Source organism: Sulfurospirillum cavolei (genome assembly GCF_001548055.1).
GTDB lineage: Bacteria > Campylobacterota > Campylobacteria > Campylobacterales > Sulfurospirillaceae > Sulfurospirillum.
The window spans coordinates 174,744-194,515 of record NZ_AP014724.1; the positions used below are offsets into that span (position 1 = coordinate 174,744).

A 19,772-nucleotide genomic window follows, 5' to 3' on the forward strand; every position below is an offset into this window, starting at 1 on the left:
ATTAGCACTTAAACTTGAATGTCCACAAAATTTACATTTATAACTACCACTATGTTTACTGATATAGAGATGCTTTTTATGTGGGCTATATGTACATGATCCTGAACTGGCACTTATACTTGTATGACCGCAATATTGACAAAGATAGCCACTAGAATTTTCATTCATATAAATATGATTTTTACTTGGTGAAGATGCACAGCTACCACTGCTTGCCCCCGCACTTTTATGTCCGCAACATTGACAAATATATCCCATATTAATACCTTCTATTCATAATATTAAGTAAATTATACTTCTTTTCCATTATAATCTTAGCCTAGAAAAAAGACAGAATATTGTCTTTTTAATATGTTATAGTAAGCTTATAAATGACAGGTAGGTTTAAAGAATGAACCCTAAACAACAGCAATTAGAAGTATTGTATGAAAAAAAATTTTATAAAAACGATGTGATTACAAGTCTTTCATCACCATACTTAATAAGCTTAGAGGTGCAAAACCAAAATCCTAATGTAATGATTGTTGGACAAGAGACAAATGAATGGTTTTATGATTGGGAAGTGTTTAAAAGAATTGGCATTCAAGCGCAAATGAAAGTCTATAAAGACTACCATGATAACCATAAAGAACATAATCGATTGTATTTTGCATATGTCAAGCACGTTATGGGATCAGACGAGATGGTACCAGTCTTTAATAATATGTTCAAATTCGACCTAGGCGATAAGAGTAAAACGAAAAACATCTCTAATGCCAGTGATGAGCAACTCAAAGAACTCCTTGCGTTTCACAAAGGCATCTTAGCCAAAGAGATCGAGATCATTCAGCCTAAAATCATTCTTTTTTTCACCGGACATGTCTATGATAAGCTCTTCATTGATCCGATTATCAAACAAGAAGGTGATTACCGAAAGCTTTATAAAAAAATTGATGCATTAAACGTGGATGAATGGAAATGCTGCCACTTAGATCTAAAACAGTTTCCAGGATTTGAAAACTTTAATGGCATTGCCTTTAGAACCTATCATCCAATGTACCTTAATCGTAAAGCCAATACTTATGGAAAAGAAATCCTTGATTATTTAAAGCAACAAGTTGCCAGCGTTATCTAAAGCTCTCTACACAAGAGCTTTAATTCTTTTTTGGACAGATTATATCAGCTATTTTCTCAATACTGAGTTCAAATAAGACGTAAAAATATACTTGATACTAGGAAAAAGCATACTACTCTTATCCTCAAAATCAATGATATTTCTATAAAACTGCTCTTTTGAAGCGGGTCTGTCAACATAACTTTGAAATGAATCAAGTTCAATGACTTTGCCATAGTTCATCCATGTATAAAGCACTTTAAAAAATGTTTTTTTTTGAAGCGGTTCATGATCTTCGTCTTCTTCACACTGATCGGTATCTTCTTTATAAAAATCATCCAACGCTTCTGGTCTATAGTGCTCTAGTATCTCATGAAATGTGTCAGATATACCGTAAATACTAAGCTCCCCTTTCACAAAATGCTCTTCTATAACATCAGCATATTCATCATAGAGCATTGCGATGGTATAAAGCACGGCATCCCGTCCAGGAAAAGGAATGTTGTCTGTTGGTGTAAACAATGTGATGATCTCATCATCACTATACCGTCTTTTTAAAAACATCAATATATCATACAGATGCCAATAGGTCAGCTCAAAATCTACATGTCGCGTGATAAGCGAAGTGTCCAATAATGCTGATTGCAAATAGCTGTTATTGTTAAAGCATCTCAGGATCAGATGAATCATCCCTATAGAGATTTCTAGTGAGGTTTGATCTGTCAACAGTTTATGATACACAGAAAAGAAAATGTCTAAGCACTGATGTTGTTTTGTAACAAGTATCTATTTTCAAAATCTACCGGAGATAAATAGCCATTACTTGAGTGTAACCTCTGTCTATTGTAAAACACTTCAATATATTCAAATATTGCTTGATTGGCTTGGCTCCTTGTTTCAAATTTCATGTGATGTGTCAGTTCGGTTTTTAGCGAGTGAAAAAAACTCTCAGCAACAGCATTATCGTAACAGTTTCCCTTAGCACTCATACTCTGAACGATGCCATATTCCTTAAGTAAGGCTTTGTGAGCATCAGAAGCATATTGACTGCCGCGATCGGTATGCCAGATAACACCATGAGGAGGATTACGCTTTTTAAGTGCCATAAATAAAGCATCATTGACAAGCATGGAACTCATATGTGTATCCATAGACCACCCGATGACTCTTCTCGAATATAAATCAATTACAACCGCTAAATACAGCCACCCTTCTTGTGTCGGAATATAGGTGATATCGCCCACATACATTTGATCGGGCGTTGATGTATAAAAGTCTTGTTGTATTCGATTAGGGGCAATGGCATACGTATGATTGGAATTGGTGGTAAGCACTCTAAAACGACGTTTATTGCGACAACTGAGTCCTAATTTTTTCATAATCCTTGCAATTCGTCTACGAGAAACGATCAAGCCATAGAGTTGCTCAAGTCTTTTTTTTAGACGACGCGTGCCATAGGTTTGATAGGTTCCAAGAAAAATATCCTTGATCATCGTATTTAAAAAAGTATCTTCTTGTTTTTCAATACGAAGCCATCGATAATAACAGTTCCTTGATACCTCTAATATATGACACATTGATGCAACATTGAATTCGTTGCAATGCTCTTTGATCCAGGCGTACTTCAATGAGCTTCGTTTGCGAAGAACGCCGCTGCCTTTTTTAAGATATCTCTTTCCATCTTTAAACGGGCATTCTCTTTACGCAAGCGCTTGTTCTCTTCTTCCACGCTCTCTTTGGCATGATGGTTGATTGAAGAACGTACAATCATTGGAGATTCCAAATGATGCTTCTGACGATATTGACGTAACCATGCATATAAAGTCTTCTCACTCATCCCCAACTCTTTGGCAATTACCATCGCAGATTTCTCACTGTTTAATGCCAACTGTATCGCTGAATCTTTAAATTCTTGGGTATATCTTTGTACTCTCCCTGACATACGTTTATCCTCTTTATGATTTACAGAAATTCTATCATCTCTGTGTATCATTTAGTGTAACCAGATCAAGGATGAGTTTCATCAGCATTTTGAAAATACCGTTATTCTTGAAGACGGTATGCCTTTTAACATTTGATATATGAGGAAAATCGATGCAAAAAATAAATGAAGAACGCTTTTTAACCTTTGAGAATATTTATCAAGAAAATCGTTATAGAGGCTATCAAATCCATGATTTAACAGAATTTAAAAGTGAAAGTATTGATATGGAAATGGAAAATATTAGAGAGGATATTCTCTCCAATATCAATAACTATTTGAATATTGAATCAGATAAAAGTTTTTTCACGTATCATCAAATTAAGACCACAGTAGAAGGTACTTTCTCTTTAGACTATATCATTGAAAAAGTTGATGTAGTTTTTCGTGATCATTATATGTATAACTCATATAGCAAAGACCCTGCTTTATCGACCCAACTGTACGATGATTTGTATTTTCAAAAGACAGAAAAAATGGCAGATGACCTTCGCCAATTGGATCGTGATTTGAGTCAAGAACAACTTGATGCTCTTCATGAAGAAATGCAAGAATTAATGGTTGATACAGAGGACTATATTGCAGATAACGAAGCATGTTATTTATCAAATTATTACTATACTGTCGATGTTCAAATAACACTCAAAAAAGCTATATTTTAAAACACGCACTAAAGGATATAAATATGGAAGACGCATTCAAGTATTTCAAACTAGCAAAAAAATTGAACGAAAAATACAAGGATAAACTTAATGAAATAGACGAAGATAATCAGGGCAAAATGCACTGCCGTGGCAATGTGAAAGGGATATCACTTGTATCATTAGACTCAAAAACACCAGAAATGGGATATTCTGGTATTAAAACAGAAGAAAAATTTATGACACTTATATCTCCTAAAAAAGTATTAGAAGAACCAAAACGAAAAACTCCTGAAAAACTTTTGCAAGCAATAATTATCGACAAGGCAATGGGTCACCCTTCTCATCTATTACCGTTTGGAGATAATATTCAATTTATTACATCCGAGTTAGTGATGTATGATCTAGCAAATCAAAAAATTGTCAATGATATTTTAGGTTTTAGCAAAAATAATGAACTCTATATTATTGAACTAAAATCTTCAAGGTTTTTAACGGAACTTCAAAAACAAGTAAATGATTTTGAAGTTATTGTCAAATATCAAGCAGATTTTTTTTACGACTTACTGAAAATCTATGGATTAGAATGGGATAGATGCTCCATTCAAAAAGCTGTTGTTTGGCCTAAATGTCATTCTAAAAATAAAGTATTTCAAAATGACGTTATAGAATTTACGTACGAAAAAGAGATACTTGAACAAGAAAAACAATCGCAATTAATCATTGAAGAAGCTCAATGCGTTTAAGCTCCAAGTATTGATTAATCTCAAAAATGACTAATTTTTCATTGTGTATTAGGTTTTATACACTCTAGTTAAGGATTCAGACATAATAATGTCCAGTTTTATAGTTATGCTTCTACCATTAAATTATAAAATTGGAGCACTCAATGAACACGGAACAACTCTTCTTAAGACTCACCGCGCATGCTGAAGATAAATCCCTTCTTATAAAGCCTAAAAAACTCTTGAGATGAAAACATTGATGCAAAAATTTGATATTAGCCTTAAGAAGCGACTCTGTTTACCTTTATCTTGCAAAAATTTGTTCAAAATGGGCGAAGCGTGGCTTTGGATGAAACAGAAGATGATGAGCTTGATATTAAAGTAGGAAACAACAACTATCTCAAGCTTGTTAAATCACTTAAAGGGCTACTTGACAAAGATTTAGTTACCACTGAAGCAAGAAGAAATAGAAGTGCATTGATGAATCCAAATATCAGCATTGATGAAAGTATTTTTTCACAAATCGTTTTTGGAAGCGATACCTTAGATCATGTAAATTTTAGTGATGTTTAGGGCATACTTCTCCGCTCTTGATATTATATATTTTCAGATTTTAATTCAAAATGTTATAATTCCATCGTTTCGATCGGTCGGTCGTTTCGCCTCTTCGCCTTTTTCACGCTCGTGCGAGAGCACATTTTCAACTGTCGGTTGTGCTGTACAGTTTGTTCCCTGTCCATATATTAGAGTTTTGGATTTAGGTCAATGTGAGAAGGTGATGAGTGCATAGTATCATCCACAGCGCCACTATCTGCGTGTAGTCGATTCCTCTTTTTGTTTCCATGTGAGAACCAGCCGCAACCGTATCAATTTCTACTTTTTATTCAATATATTAGGTACTTATTATGCTTTTAACTATGATATTGCACATAAATGATATATCTACTTCACCAGACGCTTGATAATACGCCTATCAGTTTTTAATATTGAAATTTGATTGAGTGAGGAACAGGTACCAAGTGTCCCAGTTGAATTACTCAACGGGAAGCCAGAGATGACTTCCTTCACATGGGCGTGAAAAACACTTGGTACCCCGTTGAATAATTTTAACGGAGGTAATCATAGATTAAAAAAATAGGAATGTTAATAACGGATTTTTTAGCTTTCAATATATGTCATATGTGATGAAAAAATATCATTTTGTTTCATTTGAGTTCAAAGATATCTTAAGAAAAATCAAGAGACTGAAGTTAAAAAATTAGTAATGGAAATTTATTAATAGAAAAGATTCATACTTGTAGTAAAAAAGTAGTAAAAAGATGTTTTACGTGATTTCTTAAAAAAGAGGGAAAAGCTTTTGAAGTTCCCTATTTAAGGGATGGTGCGGATAAAGAGACTCCGTAACCAATTTTTAATGTGCCTATATTTAGGGCTTTAGTGAGTTTATAACCTTAAAAGTGCAACAAATTGTGCAACATTATATAGCGAATATTGTAGCTTTAAAAACTTTATCTTTTCTAAAGGTATGAATGGTGTAATTAAAAAAATACTCAAAAATTCTTATATATCTTTATGAAGGATCAAATTTATATTGATAGCTTTTTAAGTTCACTTTTAATATAGTTATTATGATTAAGGTTATTAAATACTATTTATTACTTTAGTCATGAAATGAAATTAGATTGGAGAAGATTCGTATGGGTACACTTAGTATTGGGCATATTTTAGTTTTATCAGTTATATTCTTACCTATATTAGCAATAATATTGCATTTGAGACAACCAAAAGTAGTATTGCAACACCCTGATTCACATAAAGTGAAAGTGATTCCGTTGGTGTATTCATGGTCAGGAAGTGTATTTGGTCCTATTGTGCCTTTGTTGCGAGGTGACATAGCTTGGTTTTTTATATATTTAATTATTGGTGGTATTACCTATGGCTTAGGGAATATTGTATTATCATTTTTTTATAATAAAAAGAGCATTTCAGCACTAATTGCTGACGGATATATCCCTCTAGACGATAGCTCAAAACAGTTACTAATATCAAAAAATATTATTGTAGCAGAACAAGAATAAACTAAGTATAGCGGGGGGGGGGAGAAATATTTCTTCCCCACAAGAATATTTTTTAGAGGCTACCTCGAATATACTCTACTCCAACTTCGGGGTTTTCATAATCACCTTTTATCAGAATATTTCTAAGTTCTTCTTTGAATTTTGGTTCACTGCTAAGAACCTCTTCTACACTCCACAAAGGAACTAAAAGCATTCTTTCTTTAAAAAACACAGCTTCCAAATTAGCCGATTCGACATGAATAAAGCGTTTACATTTCATATCTAAGTCTTTGACTAAAGGATAGCAATAACTTCGTAAATCTTTGTAATTTGTTATTGGAGTACCTTCTAAGTTATTAATATTTTCATTAATAAGAGCGAAATAAGGATACCCTAATCTTTGTGCTTCATGTGCAATGGTGAAAATTGCATTTCTAGTATTTATATCTGAGCCGTGTTCATATTGTTTTCTTGGGCTTATTACTGAATCAACCCATATTTTTACAACAGTCTTATTATCGTCAAGATATTTGGTACTAACTTTTGTTGGCAAAGGTTGCTTTTGAGCACAACCGCTTAATCCTAGAAGAAGACCAACTAAAATGATACTAGATAAGATTTGCTTCATTTTATTTACCTTTACGTGCAATGTAATTTTTTTGCTCTTCTTCGAGCATAGCTCTATATTGATTTTCTTCCAATCCTTTATCAACTATTAAAAGAGATATTAGAGCAGTTGCCTTATTTGTATTATCACTATACACACGAACGAGCATATATTGATTATCTTCTTTATACTTATCAATACTAAATTGGATAAGTCCAAAAGCTAAACCTATTCCGAGTCCCGCTCCGACATTTTGTAAACCAACTCCAACATTGCCAGCATTAAAGGCTTTTGATCCTGCATTTAATCCGTCCAAAGTTCCTGAAAGTGTAGAATGGCTTAATTTCGCTAATGAAATGGTGTATTCACTTCTTCGCCCACAAAAAATCTCTTCTTTGTTAACAAAGCTATCATTAATTTCAATTCCCATGGTATTGACGGTAAAAAGCTGATTATCTTGTGCAAAAGATAAAACAGAAAATAGCATAAATAATAGTATTTTTTTCATACTCTGTCCCTATTAAATTATTTTTTTCTTTCTTCAAATGTTAAAACTTCTACATATACTTTTTCAAGATTGTCAGTAAGTTGACCTTTATATGTAACATTGTAAGTCAAATTTGTATCAGCGGATAGTGTATACACTGCGTCTGCTTTACATTCAACCAAATGTAATTCTTTATCTTTTTTCGTAGTTAAAGTATCAACAAGTGAAAATTTTGAATCTTTAAAAGCAATGTCAACTTTTTCCATGATAGCTTGTTTTTCTTCAGGGGTTAAAAACATGGTTGCCATTTTCCCAATTTCGCCCATAATCATATCAGTCATTGGTCCCAAAGTATTTTTATCTGAGTTTTTTTTCTTTTTTTCTGCAACAAAAATTTTACCCGCATAATCATTTTTAACCTGAGGTTCAGTAAGTTGATAAACTAGGTCTTTAATTGAAGAATCCCCACAACTAATGTCATTTTTTTCTTTTGTTTCAAAACAACCAGTAAAAAAACAACTAATTATAATGCCCGATACAATAATACCAATTCTCATACCTACTCCTAAAATAATTTTGTAAATTATAATAACTTATGCTTTATTCTTCATACAAATTGCACAAATTTAAAAATATTTGCATTTTTTAACACTTTTTTTCCAAGATCGCATTTTTTTTCATTTGAGCACCCTATAACGTTGTAGAGAAAAATTTTAACGAAACTCCTTTTAGGTTTTGAAAACCAAAAGGAGAAATTATGAAGTCAATCTATGCAACTAAAAAACTGCAAAGTACAGAACTCTACCAAGAGCTACAACACAATCTAAAAGATTACTTTGCTGTAAGCCTCTCCAAAGAGCAAAAACAAAAAGAGTATCTATCACGCATTGATCTATGCAATATAAGCACGGGTGAACTCTTTAAACTTGATTATGACTTTGAGCTAGAGTATAAAAAATACACCAAACTGATTGAGCAAAAAGTCTCCTCAATCGAACACATTGCCAAAGAGCTAGAGTATATCAGCGTTTTTATGACCTTTACACTTCCTTCACGCTTTCACCCCTTTCAATCCATACAAAGAGGCGATAAAAGGCTCTACGTTTCATTGAATGAGCGTTTTGAGTTTGATACGATTACTGAGGCTATCACTAAGGGCTATAGTTTTTTAAATGAACTGATTAGAACATTTTACAAGCGTGTTAAAAACTATGTTGGTGACGAGTTCTTTTACGTGAAAGTTTACGAGCCACATAGCACAACCATACCTCATGTGCATTATTTAGTGTTTTTCCCATGTGAGCACCTTGACGCTGTAAAAGCAACCTATAAACGTGTCGTTGCATTGTATGAATTAAATCAGTCTGACTTTGAAGAGCCAAAATTTAGAGAAAACATTAATTATGCTTCTCGCTATTTATTGAAGTATGTCACAAAAAACCTACAAGACGGACAAGACTATTTTTGTATTAGAGCTATGGACGGTTGGAAACGTACCCATAAAATTAGAGTGATTACAAGCAGTGATATTGGACTAACACAATTCCTCTATAAAAAGATTTATTACTCGCTAACACCTGACATTAAGTCTAAGATTGATTCGATAATTAAAGAGTTGGGCATTCCCTATTACCTCTATTTGCAAAACAATACCTATATTAAAAAGTATGTCACACACATAGAATCTAAAACAACCAAAACCGTTAAAAGCACGCAAGGAAGCCAAAAAGCACTCTTTACAATAGAAATAAAATCCAACAGAATACGCGCACCCGATGGAAAAATTTTTTATCGTATAACAGATTTAAGCATAAAACACAAGAGAAAGTTGCTTTATAAAAAAGCCAATCTAGTAAAAATTCAAACACATTAAAAAAGGAAATATAACAATGACAACAATAACAATTAATGGGAAAATCATGGCAGTAGTCGAAAAATCATTCGAGGGTAAAAAAACAACATACGCACAATTTTTAATGGAAAGCGAAGCAAAAGGTATGGAAGTTATCAAAGTTAAAATAACCATAGATTCTGATATACCACTTCTTCAAAAGGGTGAATTTGTTTCAATCCCTGTGAGTGTTGTTTCAGCCAATGGTAATTTATACTTTACGCAAAGTGAAGCTATGAAAAAAACTGAGGTTAAAAGAGCATGATAGAAGGTATTAAGCTTTTTATTTTAGACGTAATGATTAGGGGCTGGTTGCTCCTAATCACTTATGTTGCCATAGACAAGGTTTTTCAAGTAGAAAATATAAGATTATATGCCTATATTATTTTAAGTGCTCTTATTGTTGAGCGTATTTTACACTATAAGAAATATTGGGATTTTATCACTATGCCATATTCGCTCAAACTCATAACACGACCAACAAGTGAAGCCAAAGAGGGCAAAATTTATTTAGATCAGTTTACGCACTATGATAAAAAGCATAATGTTGCGTATTTCTATAATAGAAATGCCATTAAATGTGAAGAGTATCAGATACAAAGATTATCCGAGATTGTACATTTTTTGGGAATCCATGATAAACCCATTGAAGTAGATATAAAGCCTCACAAATCCAAAGAAGTCAAACTACAATTTTATAGACTGCCTCTTTTTATAGAATGCAATAACCCTTTACTATCGTTAGAGCATGGCAAAATCTTCTATGGATACTATAAAGAGGGTAAATATCTCGTATCTCTTGAAAAGCAAACCCATATGATAACAGTGGGTGAAAGTGGAAGTGGAAAGTCTAACTTTATGAATTTGCTTATCATGTCATTGCTCTACAATGAAAGTATGATAGATCATATCGTTATGATAGATTTGAAAGCTCCTGAACTCTCACGTTATCAGTATATTAGCAATGTATCTTTTATCGATAGCGTGGAAGCAGTCGATACGCTTTTTCAAAAGCTTAAAGAGCTTATGAATGAACGTTTTCAGTACATGAAAGAACATAATGAGCTTGTTTATAGTGGTAAGCCTATCTATGTGATATTTGACGAAGTGGGTACCGTTGGCACGCACCATGATAAAAAGCTCAAAGATTCGATCTTTGCCAATATGATTGAGCTTTTTCAAAAGGGGCGAGCTGCCAAAATTATCTTATTTCTATTTGCCCAAAAGATTGATAGTACCAATATACCAACGAATGTGCTTACTAATATCCAAAGTAAGGTTTTAATGAAAACAGATAGTGATTTTAATGTCAATAATACTATCGGAACACAAGAAGATATACAGCTCATTACAAAGACGAAAGTTGCAGATTTTAATAAGGGTAGGGCAATCGTTAAAGACGGTATCACGAGTGAAAAGCACTTGATACAAGTGCCTTATTTAGCAGAGAAAACACAAAATTTAATGATAAGGTATTTTGAGGCTACAATAGAATGAATTTGAAGTGAAGCCAACCGACCCAAAAGTCGGTGGCTCACTTCCCTTGACTTATTTTATATAAAGTGTCAGGAAATTTTAAAAATTTATAAATAATGAAGATTCTTCTATAATTAATATATAATATTTCATAAAATTATTATTTGGTGGGTTTATATGAAATATTTGAGTAGTTTTATTATAAGCTTTTTTGTTCTTATTCTTTTTTCTGCATGTAGCTCAAAAGATATGAAGCAATTTGGTGGGAATCTAGCAGTTGCCAATAATAGTGGTGAGCCTATTTCTACAGTAGTAACTGTAGCTACAGGTGGAATTATATATGGCATTGGTGCACTATCCGAAACACAAGAAGAAAAAGAAGCAGAAGAAAAACGAAAATCAGCTAAACCCCTTTTCCCCGAAGAGCCTTTTGACGAAAATAATCCAGTGATTATTGATACGCTAAAAGTTCAAGTTTCTGACGTAAAATATGAAGTAGTACAAGAGTCAAACACTACCTTGAATCAAGAGTAGTGTTTTTTGAGTTTATTTTCAAGCTCAGAGATATTAAGATCATAACTGCATTTGGAAATAGTTTCCAATAATATTTTCATTTCGCCTCCCTTATAGCTATAACCTTTAGGTGATTCATGTCCCATACATTCGTCACGGACACTGTCTGCAACTTTTCCTTGTAATGAGCTATTAAAATTATGTCTGAATGAATGCAAATCAAGCATAATTACTTTGGCTTCCATTTTTTCAAGTGTCTCAGCAGAAAGCCACTCTTTTTTAAATGGTTTTTTATTAAAGAATCTAGAAAATGCTTGTCCGTAACCTTTATTTTTTATATGATATAAGTCTTGAAATAATCGCACACAACCTTTTTGGCGTTGATTTTCCACAAATTTTAAAAACCCATATTCAATAAGCTTAGGGTGAATAGGAACTTTGCGATCACTGCTGATATTTTTTAATTTTTGATCAGCATATTCGGAAGAAATTTTAAATATAGGAATATTTTCTCTTTTGGTGATTTGATCTAGTCTAATTTGGGCAATTTCATTAATTCTAAATCCATGATAGAGCAAAATCAGTGGTATCCAAATTCGTGAAGGGCGAGTAGAAATATTTTTTTCGAAATCTTTCGTGTAAGCACTTGATTCATTAAAGAGTTTTTCTAGTTGCTCATTTGTGTATGCTTTGCGAATATCATTTTTCTTGTCATGTGCAGGGTTTGGTTTTGTAATCTTGACTTTTGTTTTGAGGCGGTTTGTATCTAAGAGTTCACTGGAAATGGCATAATCTAAAAACGCATTGATATTAGAGAGCTTCATAGAGAGAGTTTTAGGAGATAAAGTTTTAAAATGCTCTTCTTTTGAACGCGCAGAGATGATTTTCAGAGGGGTTTTTTTATAAAGTGCAATATACTCTTTTTCTTTTGGTGGTAAATATCTGAAATCTTCTAAAAAAGTATTAAGATCGTCGTGTGTGATTTCAATTAAATATTCTTTGTCGGTTAATTCAATGAACATTTCTATATCACGCTGATTACGAAAAAATTCTTTATTTTTGAGTGTTTTTAAAGCAGCGTATTCTTCTAAGCACTTCTTAGCTGTTTTGGCAAAATAGTTTTTTTCTGGTATTTGTCTCAGAGTATCTTGTGGTGGCGTTACCACAGAAGAAAAGGAAGGTGCGACATTAAAATTTTGATATTCATTAAGGCGTTTTTGATTACGTTCTTTATCGTAGTTTAGGACATTAAATTCCGCTTTGATTATTTCAAAGATAAAATCCTTTCGTTCTTGCTCGGTTAAGTTTGTAAGATCACTGGATTTGATATTGCTTCGCTCTAAAATGCTTTGAGCAAAACTATGAAGTTCCGTGTCGTCTTCGGGGCGTTGGAGAATTTCGATAATATACTCTAAAGCTCTATCAATCGCTTTTTCGCTATGCCCTCCAAATTTTTTGCCTTCTTCGTCCATAAAGTTAAATGCTGTATGTCTCGCATTTTCTAATTCCGAATACTCGATAATGGCTTCTTTAATGTAAGTTTCAATCAGTTTCTTAACATTTTCGCTATACATGGGGTTAGCCTTTAAATAGATAAAAAGTTTATGGATTCTAGGGGTTATCATAGCTAAAAGGGTTTTAGCCACAGATAAACTATCTGTTTGCAGAGAAATTACAATATTATCCGCTGTAAAGGGACGTTTACGTTTAAAGAAATAACGATTTTTTTGAAAGTAGAGATAGCGCACTTTGAGACCTTTCGAATGAAAAGTGCAACAAAAAGTGCAACATTTTAAAATACTAAGCTCAGGAAAGTCGATATATAGGGGATTTTAGAAAAAAGTGGTGCGGATAAAGAGACTCGAACTCCCACGCCTCTCGGCACCAGATCCTAAGTCTGGCGTGTCTACCAATTTCACCATATCCGCACATAAGTATTAAGGTGGTACGCCCTACACGATTCGAACGTGTGACCTACGCCTTAGAAGGGCGTTGCTCTATCCAGCTGAGCTAAGAGCGCAAAGTCTCGGCTTTAAGGTGGTGCGCTCGAAAGGAGTCGAACCTACAACCTACGGATCCGAAGTCCGTTGCTCTATCCAATTGAGCTACGAGCGCATAAACTGCACTTTAAAAATAATGGGGTGGGCGATGGGGATCGAACCCACGACCCTCAGAACCACAACCTGATGCTCTAACCGACTGAGCTACGCCCACCATCATTTTTATCATTATTTTACATGGTCGGGGCGAAAGGATTCGAACCTTCGACCCCCTGGTCCCAAACCAGGTGCGCTACCAGGCTGCGCTACGCCCCGACGTTTAAAAAAACAAACTGGTCTTTTTAAGGCTGAAATTCTAGCCAAATTCCAGCCTTTTGTCAAGCTAAAAGATTAAGCTTTGGGAGAAAATTCTATGAGACCTTCGGTGGGCGAACTTGCCGTAGCGAACGGTTTTTTGGCGATACGTCCGGCGAGATAGCTTGCACGTCCCGCCAATACGGCATATTTCATGGCTTCAGCCATTAAAATCGGGTTCTTGGCTTGAGCAATCGCCGTATTCGTTAAAACGCCGTCTGCACCGATTTCCATTGCAATTGCCGCATCACTGGCACAGCCGATACCTGCATCGACGATGACGGGAATGCTCACGGCTTCTTTAATAAAAAGAACGTTATAACGGTTTTGGATACCAAGACCGCTTCCGATCGGAGAGGCCAAGGGCATTACGGCAGCACTTCCGGCGTTTTCCAAACGTTTTGCCATAATCGGATCATCGTTGGTATAGGTCATAATCGTAAAGCCGTCTTTGGCTAAAACTTCACATGCTTTAAGCGTTTCCATCACATCGGGATAAAGTGTTTTTGCCGTATCGCCGATGACTTCGAGTTTAATCAAGTCGATTCCCGTAGCTTCCCGTACCATTCTAAAAAGTGTGATCGCATCTTCGGCGGTCGTACAGCCGGCGGAATTTGGGAGCAGTTTGATGTCCGTACCCTTGAAATAATCCAATAAGTTTTCTTCGTGAGGATTGGTAATATTGACGCGGCGAACGGCGACCGTAATTAACTTTGAGCCGCTAGCAACCGTGGCGTCTTTCGTGGTTTGAAAATCGGGGTATTTGCCGCTTCCGACGATCAAACGACTTGCAAATTCGATATTTCCGACTTTTAGGGTATCATGATTCATGGTGTGTCCTATCCAATAAATTTTTGACGGTTAGAGGAAGCAGTTCATGCTCTAAAGCGTGAATTTTAGCTTCAAATGCTTCAAAACTCATCCCTTCCGTCTTTTCAAAACAACGTTGCGCAACGATTTTGCCGCCGTCAAGTTCTTCATTAACGTAATGCACGCTAATGCCGGCAACCTTCATCGGCGAATCAAAGCTTTCCTTTATAGCATTGCCTCCCTTAAAAAGCGGAAGCAAAGAGGGGTGTAAATTGAGTGCTTTAATATTTTGCGTAAAAACGGGCGTTAAGAGGCGCATAAAACCCGCTAAAACGGTTAATTCGGCACCGCTGGCACGAATAGCGTGCACAAGTGCTTCATCGAACGCTTCGCGATTAGCATACTGCGTATGGTCGAGAATTAACGGTTCAATTCCGTAACGGCGGGATTTTTCAATGCCTTGGGCATCGGGACGGTTGCAGATGGTCGTTGCTACTTCGATACGACAGTGTTGAAATGTTTTGTGATGTAAATCGGCGAGGAGTTTTTCGAGGTTACTCCCTGTACCGCTAAAGAGAATCGCAATTTTTTTTATAACCATTTAAGACCTTTACAAATGTCGACGGGAGTGAGGGCAAAATTGTTACATGTAAGTTTTCGCGAGACGAGTGCATGGGCTAAAGAAGCCTGAATAGCCGCTTCTTTGAGTGCATATCCTTGTGCGATAAGTGCTCCGATCATGCCCGCGAGTACGTCGCCGCTTCCGCCTTTGGCTAAAGAAGGTCGTCCGTATGCGTTAATGAAAAGTTCGCCTTGATAGGCAATGATCGTATTGGCTCCTTTGAGAACGAGGACGATATGTTTAAAACGTTCACTAAAGGTTTTTGCATAAGCAAAACGGTTGGATTGAATCTTTTCGACGTCGGCCTCTTCATCGCAGAGCAGTTTTAAAAGGGCACTAAACTCTTTGGGGTGCGGCGTTAGCACAACGGGTTTGCAAGACGCAACGATCTCTTTAATGAAGGGATGGTAGCATAAAGAGGCATCGATGACGAGTGGAAGATCGTTGTCTAAAAGCCGTTGTTTGATCGCAGACGTATCGAAATCGAGCAATCCCATACCTGCAACGACAACGTTGGCGTTGTGCGGTATGGAAGCGTCGTGCATCAGATAAACGGGTAATCTTTTCGGTTTTTCGCCGACTAAGGTTACCAAACCGGCACCGAAATGAAATGCACCCATACCCGCAAGCCGTGCCGCTCCTTCTTTAGGGCCTTGCAGCACCGCAACATGTCCGAAAGTGCCTTTATTGCTATTTTTGGAACGACGAAACGGTAACTTCAAATCTTTTTTCTGTATCAAAACGTAAGGACTCGGTACGTCGTAAAACGTATGGGCGATACCTAAGGTCGCAACTTTAATTTTACCGACGACGTCTTTGACGTTATCGTGAAGCAGCGCAAGTTTCAATGCGCCCATCGTTACGGTTTCGTCGGCACGAAAGAGGGTATCGCTTAAAGCGAGATTGCTTTGAATCCCGCTTGGAATATCGCAAGCGATTTTGTAGCCTTTTTGAGCGTTGATTGTTTCTAAAAGCTGACATGTAGGTATATCTAAGGGTCGATTGAGCCCGGCTCCGAAAAGTGCGTCGACGTAAACGTCGGCATCGATCAATTCCGAAACGACGGGTACGCCTAGTTTTTGCGCACGTTCGTATTGGAGCCGCGCAAGCGGCGTTTTGAGTTCGAAAGGACACAAAATCGCGACATCGCATGTGCCGTGAAGCAACCGTGCCGCCACGATGCCGTCCGCGCCGTTATGACCGCTTCCGCAGATAAACAGTGCTTTTTTATTCCACGGCAATCTCTTTTGAACCGCTTTAGCAAGTGCTAATCCTGCGTGTTCCATTAAAATTTCGGAGCAGAGCGCAAATGCATCGTAACAACGAGCGTCTAAAAAATCCGTTTTTTCGTAAATATAGCGCATGGTTTCTCCTAACGTTTGCGAAAACTTAAAGCTTCGACCATATGTTCTTTGGCAATGAGTCGAGCTTGCGCCAAATCGGCGATCGTGCGCGCAACACGTAGCACTTTATGCAGGCTACGAGCCGAAAGCCCTAAACGTTCCCTTGCCGTTTCCAGACTTGCTTGTGCTTCGTCGTCTAAAAGGCAGTAACGCATCGTTTCGGCTTCGGAAAGTTTGCCGTTTAGCTCTTCTTGCCCGCGTTCCTTTTGCATCTTAAAGGCGTTTAAAACTTGCTCAAACATCTCCGAAGAGCTCAATCCGCTCTCTTTGGAATGCTCTTCGCTCATTTGTACGTATAAATCGAGTCGATCCATAATGGGTTCTGAAATACGATTTTTATAGCGGGCAATTTCCGTTTCGCTGCAACGACACTCGTGCGTGCGACTCAGTAAATTTCCGCACGGACACGGATTTTGTGCGGCGGCAAAAAGAAATTTGGTAGCATAACTAACTTTCGTGTTGACGCGCGAAATTAAAACGCGATGATCTTCTAGAGGCTCTCGAAGACTCTCTAAAACGGTTTTGGAAAAGTTTGGAAATTCGTCGAAAAATAAAATGCCGTTATGGGCTAGTGCCACTTCTCCGGCTCTACTTTGCGACGATCCGCCTCCAAAAATGGAAGGACGCGAAGAGGTGTGGTGCGGCGAACGAAAAGGGCGAAGGGCACAAAGTGCCGTCTCTTCGTTTTCCAAAGAAGCATAAGCGTTGGATTCTAAAATCTCTTCGATGCAAAGCGGCGGTAAAATATAGCGTAAGCGTTTAATGCTCATACTCTTTCCGCATCCGGGACTACCTTCCATGAGAAAATTGTGCATTCCTGCCGCGGCGATCGTAAGCGCACGTTTGGCGCGGTGTTGTCCCAAAACATCGCTAAAATCGAGCGGAAAACGAGCTTCGTAAAAGTACTCTTTGCCGCCGATGCTCATACTATGTTCGCATAAAAAAGATTCGTTTAAGATCGGAGTAGTTTGCTCAAAACGTTTTTCTTTGAAAAAAAGAAGGGCATCGTGAAGCGTTTCAACGCCAAAAGCATGAATACCCGGAATATGCGCTATTTTCCGTAAAAGTTCGTCGGGAACCAAGACGTGAAGGTCTTTTTGCTGAGACGCAAGCGATAAAACGATCGGAAAGATCGCATTGCTTTTTTTGACCCTGCCGTCCAAACCCAGTTCGCCAAAGACAAAAAAATCCTTACATGTAAAGCGTTCTTTTTGCATTGCGATCAATAAAGCAATGACCAAATCGAAATGGCTTCCCTCTTTTTTAAGATCGGAGGGTGAAAGATTGACGGTAATTTTTTGCGCCGGAAAGTGAAAATCGATGCTGGAAAGTGCCGATTTTATACGTTCGCGAGACTCCAAGATGGCCGTGTCTGCGAGCCCGACGATAGAGAATCCCGGAAGTGCTCGAACGAAAGTCGACTCGACGTCGACGCGATAGGCTTTATTGGCGTAAAACGTTGCGCATTTGGCATGCTTGACGTTGGAAAGCGCAGAAGCTTCTTCCATCGTTACGCCTTTTCTTTTTGTTTTTTCTTCCACTCTTTTTCAAATTTTTTGCGTTTTAAATAGGAGAGCTTTTCAATAAAAAGATGCCCTCGAAGATGATCCATTTCGTGTTGAACGGCAATTGCCATCAAATCGCGAAACTCCTCTTCATGGCGTTGTCCGTAGCGGTCGTAATAGGCTAATTTGATGTGGGCGGCACGTTCGACTTCATCGTAGTATCCGGGGACGCTAAGGCATCCTTCCTGATAAACGACGGCACCGTCTTTTTCTAGAATTTCGGGGTTGAGAATCTCATAAAGGTTCTCTTTTTTTTGCAATCCGTCTTCGTCGACGAGATTGATTAGAAGAGCGTTTAACGGGAAGCCGACTTGGATAGCCGCCAATCCGATACCCTCTTTAAATACCATCGTATCGTACATGTTATCCAAAAGCGTATGCAAGGTACTATCAAATACCGTGACGTCTTTGGATTTTTCGCGTAAAAGTTTATGGGGATAGACTAAAATCTCTAAAATCATTCTTCCTCTTCCTGTAAAGAAGGCGTACAGACCACGTAAGGGATAAATTTTTTACCCGTATGCGGTAGCCCTTCGAGCGTTGCCGCTAAAAATTCTTCGGCGCTGTATTCGGGTTGCAATGCCGTGATGGAAAGTTCGATATCGGTTTCAATTTCGGATGTTCCGACAAAAAAGCTGGTTTGATAAACCAAATCGCTGATACGATCGCATGCTTTTTTGGCACCCGTTAAGTCGGTATGCTTTAAAATCATCGCAAAAATACCGTCTCCGAAATGCGCGACGATATCGCTTCGGCGCGATGTTTTCAGTAAAAGCTTCGCAATATTGCGTACGACGGTATCTTTGTCTTTTTTGACCGCAATCGAATCAAGAACGCTCTCTTTGACGCGAGCCAACACCAAAGAGCTCGGATGCGCGTAATTTTGAATAAGTTTCAGTTCGTCTTCGAGTGATTTTAAAAGATAACGTCGGTTGTAAACGCCGTATTTAATATCGAAAATGGATTGGTTATCGACCTCTTGTAAAATGGTCGTCGCTTTTTGGTAATACTCTTTCAAAAGATCCAATTGTTTGGTCGTGAGTTCGAACATTTTGCTTAAATCCGTCGTGAAAGAAGCGATAATATTTTGCAACGTTAGCGCGTTCGGATTGGTTTCCAATTGGTTGGAGCGTTTTTTCACGATATCTTGCATAACGCCCAAGTTGCGATAAACGGTTGAGACGACTTGCATAATATTTTTAATTTGAGAAAAACCTTCTTTAATTTCGCGCTCGATTTTCACGTGATTTTCGTCGTTGTTGGTCGTTTCAAGGTCTAAAAACTCGTTAATACGCTTCTTAAATGCGGCAGGTTTGTTTTCCAAGAGCTTGTCAAAGTAAATTTGAAAATTACTCGGTGTCGGAGGAATGTTTTCATCCCCCAACACTTTAAGGACTTGGGCGGAAAATTTCTCAAGTTCGGCGTTAGATTGTTGCGGAACGACGGGCTCTTTGATAGTCGGGGCTACCGTTAAGGCATCCTCTTTCGTATCGATCGTATAAACACCCGTTGCACCCTTTTCTTTGTTGAAACGAACCATAACGCGC

At 37.2% G+C, this 19,772-nt stretch carries 21 protein-coding genes and 5 tRNA genes; 9 read left to right on the plus strand and 17 right to left on the minus strand.

The window, feature by feature from the left end:
* Positions 1-391 precede the first annotated feature (391 nt).
* Entirely contained in the window at positions 392-1,114 is a 723-nt protein-coding gene (locus tag UCH003_RS00930) for a hypothetical protein (protein ID WP_060825060.1), read from the plus strand.
* A 48-nt stretch (positions 1,115-1,162) separates the two neighbouring features.
* Here UCH003_RS00930 and UCH003_RS00935 read toward each other — a convergent pair whose 3' ends face one another.
* Together UCH003_RS00935 and UCH003_RS00940 are read right to left on the minus strand one after the other, a co-directional pair.
* Entirely contained in the window at positions 1,163-1,657 is a 495-nt protein-coding gene (locus UCH003_RS00935) for a hypothetical protein (protein WP_060825061.1), read from the minus strand.
* Between the two features lie 191 nt (positions 1,658-1,848).
* Positions 1,849-3,035 (minus strand): IS3 family transposase gene (locus UCH003_RS00940; RefSeq protein ID WP_144440965.1). Its coding sequence is split into 2 segments (ribosomal slippage): positions 1,849-2,744 and positions 2,744-3,035, totalling 1,188 coding nucleotides; the frame shifts between segments, so codons are not numbered across the junction.
* 152 nt (positions 3,036-3,187) lie between these two features.
* Between UCH003_RS00940 and UCH003_RS00950 the strand changes: the two genes are divergently transcribed.
* From UCH003_RS00950 to UCH003_RS00965, 4 genes are all read left to right on the plus strand, one after another.
* Entirely contained in the window at positions 3,188-3,736 is a 549-nt protein-coding gene (locus tag UCH003_RS00950; protein WP_060825063.1) for a hypothetical protein, read from the plus strand.
* 23 nt (positions 3,737-3,759) lie between these two features.
* On the plus strand, positions 3,760-4,461 hold the full coding sequence (locus UCH003_RS00955) for a hypothetical protein (protein WP_060825064.1): 702 nt from the start codon (positions 3,760-3,762) through the stop codon (positions 4,459-4,461).
* Between the two features lie 318 nt (positions 4,462-4,779).
* Complete coding sequence (locus tag UCH003_RS00960; protein ID WP_060825065.1) at positions 4,780-5,013, plus strand: hypothetical protein; 234 nt, start codon at positions 4,780-4,782, stop codon at positions 5,011-5,013.
* A 1,124-nt stretch (positions 5,014-6,137) separates the two neighbouring features.
* Positions 6,138-6,518 (plus strand): hypothetical protein, encoded by a 381-nt coding sequence (locus UCH003_RS00965; protein ID WP_060825066.1) that lies wholly within the window; start codon positions 6,138-6,140, stop codon positions 6,516-6,518.
* A gap of 52 nt (positions 6,519-6,570) precedes the next feature.
* Here UCH003_RS00965 and UCH003_RS00970 read toward each other — a convergent pair whose 3' ends face one another.
* From UCH003_RS00970 to UCH003_RS00980, 3 genes are read right to left on the minus strand one after another with little or no spacing between them, the layout of a single operon-like run.
* On the minus strand, positions 6,571-7,125 hold the full coding sequence (locus tag UCH003_RS00970) for a hypothetical protein (RefSeq protein ID WP_060825067.1): 555 nt from the start codon (positions 7,123-7,125) through the stop codon (positions 6,571-6,573).
* A gap of 1 nt (position 7,126) precedes the next feature.
* On the minus strand, positions 7,127-7,612 hold the full coding sequence (locus UCH003_RS00975) for a hypothetical protein (protein ID WP_060825068.1): 486 nt from the start codon (positions 7,610-7,612) through the stop codon (positions 7,127-7,129).
* Between the two features lie 17 nt (positions 7,613-7,629).
* Positions 7,630-8,148 (minus strand): hypothetical protein, encoded by a 519-nt coding sequence (locus tag UCH003_RS00980; RefSeq protein ID WP_060825069.1) that lies wholly within the window; start codon positions 8,146-8,148, stop codon positions 7,630-7,632.
* Positions 8,149-8,348: 200 nt separating this feature from the next.
* Between UCH003_RS00980 and UCH003_RS00985 the strand changes: the two genes are divergently transcribed.
* The 4 genes from UCH003_RS00985 (at position 8,349) to UCH003_RS01000 (ending at position 11,492) form a co-directional block, all read left to right on the plus strand.
* Positions 8,349-9,464 (plus strand): replication endonuclease, encoded by a 1,116-nt coding sequence (locus tag UCH003_RS00985; RefSeq protein WP_060825070.1) that lies wholly within the window; start codon positions 8,349-8,351, stop codon positions 9,462-9,464.
* 46 nt (positions 9,465-9,510) lie between these two features.
* Positions 9,511-9,747, plus strand: coding sequence for a hypothetical protein (locus UCH003_RS00990; protein WP_144440966.1), 237 nt, complete (start codon positions 9,511-9,513; stop codon positions 9,745-9,747).
* The gene (locus UCH003_RS00995) at positions 9,744-10,979 is read left to right on the plus strand and encodes an FtsK/SpoIIIE domain-containing protein (RefSeq protein WP_060825072.1); all 1,236 of its coding nucleotides are present in this window, start codon (positions 9,744-9,746) and stop codon (positions 10,977-10,979) included. The genes UCH003_RS00990 and UCH003_RS00995 overlap by 4 nt, the downstream gene beginning before the upstream one ends.
* Positions 10,980-11,135: 156 nt before the next feature.
* On the plus strand, positions 11,136-11,492 hold the full coding sequence (locus UCH003_RS01000) for a hypothetical protein (protein ID WP_144440967.1): 357 nt from the start codon (positions 11,136-11,138) through the stop codon (positions 11,490-11,492).
* On the opposite strand, the gene UCH003_RS01005 is transcribed toward UCH003_RS01000, so the two are convergent.
* The 12 genes from UCH003_RS01005 to UCH003_RS01060 form a co-directional block, all read right to left on the minus strand.
* Positions 11,483-13,219, minus strand: a complete 1,737-nt coding sequence (locus UCH003_RS01005; RefSeq protein WP_144440968.1) for a site-specific integrase — start codon at positions 13,217-13,219, stop codon at positions 11,483-11,485. The genes UCH003_RS01000 and UCH003_RS01005 overlap by 10 nt on opposite strands.
* Positions 13,220-13,314: 95 nt before the next feature.
* A tRNA-Leu gene (locus UCH003_RS01010) sits at positions 13,315-13,399 on the minus strand.
* A 15-nt stretch (positions 13,400-13,414) separates the two neighbouring features.
* Positions 13,415-13,491: transfer RNA gene (locus UCH003_RS01015), tRNA-Arg, on the minus strand.
* Between the two features lie 18 nt (positions 13,492-13,509).
* Positions 13,510-13,586, minus strand: a tRNA-Arg gene (locus UCH003_RS01020).
* 22 nt (positions 13,587-13,608) lie between these two features.
* Positions 13,609-13,685, minus strand: a tRNA-His gene (locus UCH003_RS01025).
* Positions 13,686-13,709: 24 nt separating this feature from the next.
* Positions 13,710-13,786: transfer RNA gene (locus UCH003_RS01030), tRNA-Pro, on the minus strand.
* Positions 13,787-13,861: 75 nt separating this feature from the next.
* Positions 13,862-14,656 (minus strand): thiazole synthase, encoded by a 795-nt coding sequence (locus tag UCH003_RS01035; RefSeq protein WP_060825075.1) that lies wholly within the window; start codon positions 14,654-14,656, stop codon positions 13,862-13,864.
* Positions 14,646-15,236, minus strand: coding sequence for a phosphoribosylglycinamide formyltransferase (gene purN / locus UCH003_RS01040; protein WP_060825076.1), 591 nt, complete (start codon positions 15,234-15,236; stop codon positions 14,646-14,648). Before purN ends, UCH003_RS01035 begins: the two co-directional genes overlap by 11 nt.
* Positions 15,227-16,621 carry a bifunctional ADP-dependent NAD(P)H-hydrate dehydratase/NAD(P)H-hydrate epimerase gene (locus UCH003_RS01045; RefSeq protein ID WP_039673947.1) on the minus strand — a complete coding sequence of 465 codons (1,395 nt, stop codon included), beginning with the start codon at positions 16,619-16,621 and terminating at the stop codon, positions 15,227-15,229. Before UCH003_RS01045 ends, purN begins: the two co-directional genes overlap by 10 nt.
* An 8-nt stretch (positions 16,622-16,629) precedes the next feature.
* Positions 16,630-18,168, minus strand: coding sequence for a YifB family Mg chelatase-like AAA ATPase (locus tag UCH003_RS01050; protein ID WP_039673945.1), 1,539 nt, complete (start codon positions 18,166-18,168; stop codon positions 16,630-16,632).
* Between the two features lie 2 nt (positions 18,169-18,170).
* Positions 18,171-18,686, minus strand: a complete 516-nt coding sequence (def, locus tag UCH003_RS01055) for a peptide deformylase (protein WP_041963775.1) — start codon at positions 18,684-18,686, stop codon at positions 18,171-18,173.
* On the minus strand, positions 18,683-19,765 hold the full coding sequence (locus UCH003_RS01060) for a GGDEF domain-containing protein (RefSeq protein WP_060825077.1): 1,083 nt from the start codon (positions 19,763-19,765) through the stop codon (positions 18,683-18,685). The genes def and UCH003_RS01060 overlap by 4 nt, the downstream gene beginning before the upstream one ends.
* Positions 19,766-19,772 lie beyond the last annotated feature (7 nt).

Bases quoted from the DNA above. Each gene is read 5' to 3' on its own strand.
- UCH003_RS00930 (WP_060825060.1), top strand. From the start codon at position 392: ATGAACCCTAAACAACAGCAATTAGAAGTATTGTATGAAAAAAAATTT.
- UCH003_RS00935 (WP_060825061.1), bottom strand. From the start codon at position 1,657: ATGTTTTTAAAAAGACGGTATAGTGATGATGAGATCATCACATTGTTT.
- UCH003_RS00950 (WP_060825063.1), top strand. From the start codon at position 3,188: ATGCAAAAAATAAATGAAGAACGCTTTTTAACCTTTGAGAATATTTAT.
- UCH003_RS00955 (WP_060825064.1), top strand. From the start codon at position 3,760: ATGGAAGACGCATTCAAGTATTTCAAACTAGCAAAAAAATTGAACGAA.
- UCH003_RS00965 (WP_060825066.1), top strand. From the start codon at position 6,138: ATGGGTACACTTAGTATTGGGCATATTTTAGTTTTATCAGTTATATTC.
- UCH003_RS00970 (WP_060825067.1), bottom strand. From the start codon at position 7,125: ATGAAGCAAATCTTATCTAGTATCATTTTAGTTGGTCTTCTTCTAGGA.
- UCH003_RS00975 (WP_060825068.1), bottom strand. From the start codon at position 7,612: ATGAAAAAAATACTATTATTTATGCTATTTTCTGTTTTATCTTTTGCA.
- UCH003_RS00980 (WP_060825069.1), bottom strand. From the start codon at position 8,148: ATGAGAATTGGTATTATTGTATCGGGCATTATAATTAGTTGTTTTTTT.
- UCH003_RS00985 (WP_060825070.1), top strand. From the start codon at position 8,349: ATGAAGTCAATCTATGCAACTAAAAAACTGCAAAGTACAGAACTCTAC.
- UCH003_RS00990 (WP_144440966.1), top strand. From the start codon at position 9,511: ATGGCAGTAGTCGAAAAATCATTCGAGGGTAAAAAAACAACATACGCA.
- UCH003_RS00995 (WP_060825072.1), top strand. From the start codon at position 9,744: ATGATAGAAGGTATTAAGCTTTTTATTTTAGACGTAATGATTAGGGGC.
- UCH003_RS01000 (WP_144440967.1), top strand. From the start codon at position 11,136: ATGAAATATTTGAGTAGTTTTATTATAAGCTTTTTTGTTCTTATTCTT.
- UCH003_RS01035 (WP_060825075.1), bottom strand. From the start codon at position 14,656: ATGAATCATGATACCCTAAAAGTCGGAAATATCGAATTTGCAAGTCGT.
- purN (WP_060825076.1), bottom strand. From the start codon at position 15,236: ATGGTTATAAAAAAAATTGCGATTCTCTTTAGCGGTACAGGGAGTAAC.
- UCH003_RS01045 (WP_039673947.1), bottom strand. From the start codon at position 16,621: ATGCGCTATATTTACGAAAAAACGGATTTTTTAGACGCTCGTTGTTAC.
- UCH003_RS01050 (WP_039673945.1), bottom strand. From the start codon at position 18,168: ATGGAAGAAGCTTCTGCGCTTTCCAACGTCAAGCATGCCAAATGCGCA.
- def (WP_041963775.1), bottom strand. From the start codon at position 18,686: ATGATTTTAGAGATTTTAGTCTATCCCCATAAACTTTTACGCGAAAAA.
- UCH003_RS01060 (WP_060825077.1), bottom strand. From the start codon at position 19,765: ATGGTTCGTTTCAACAAAGAAAAGGGTGCAACGGGTGTTTATACGATC.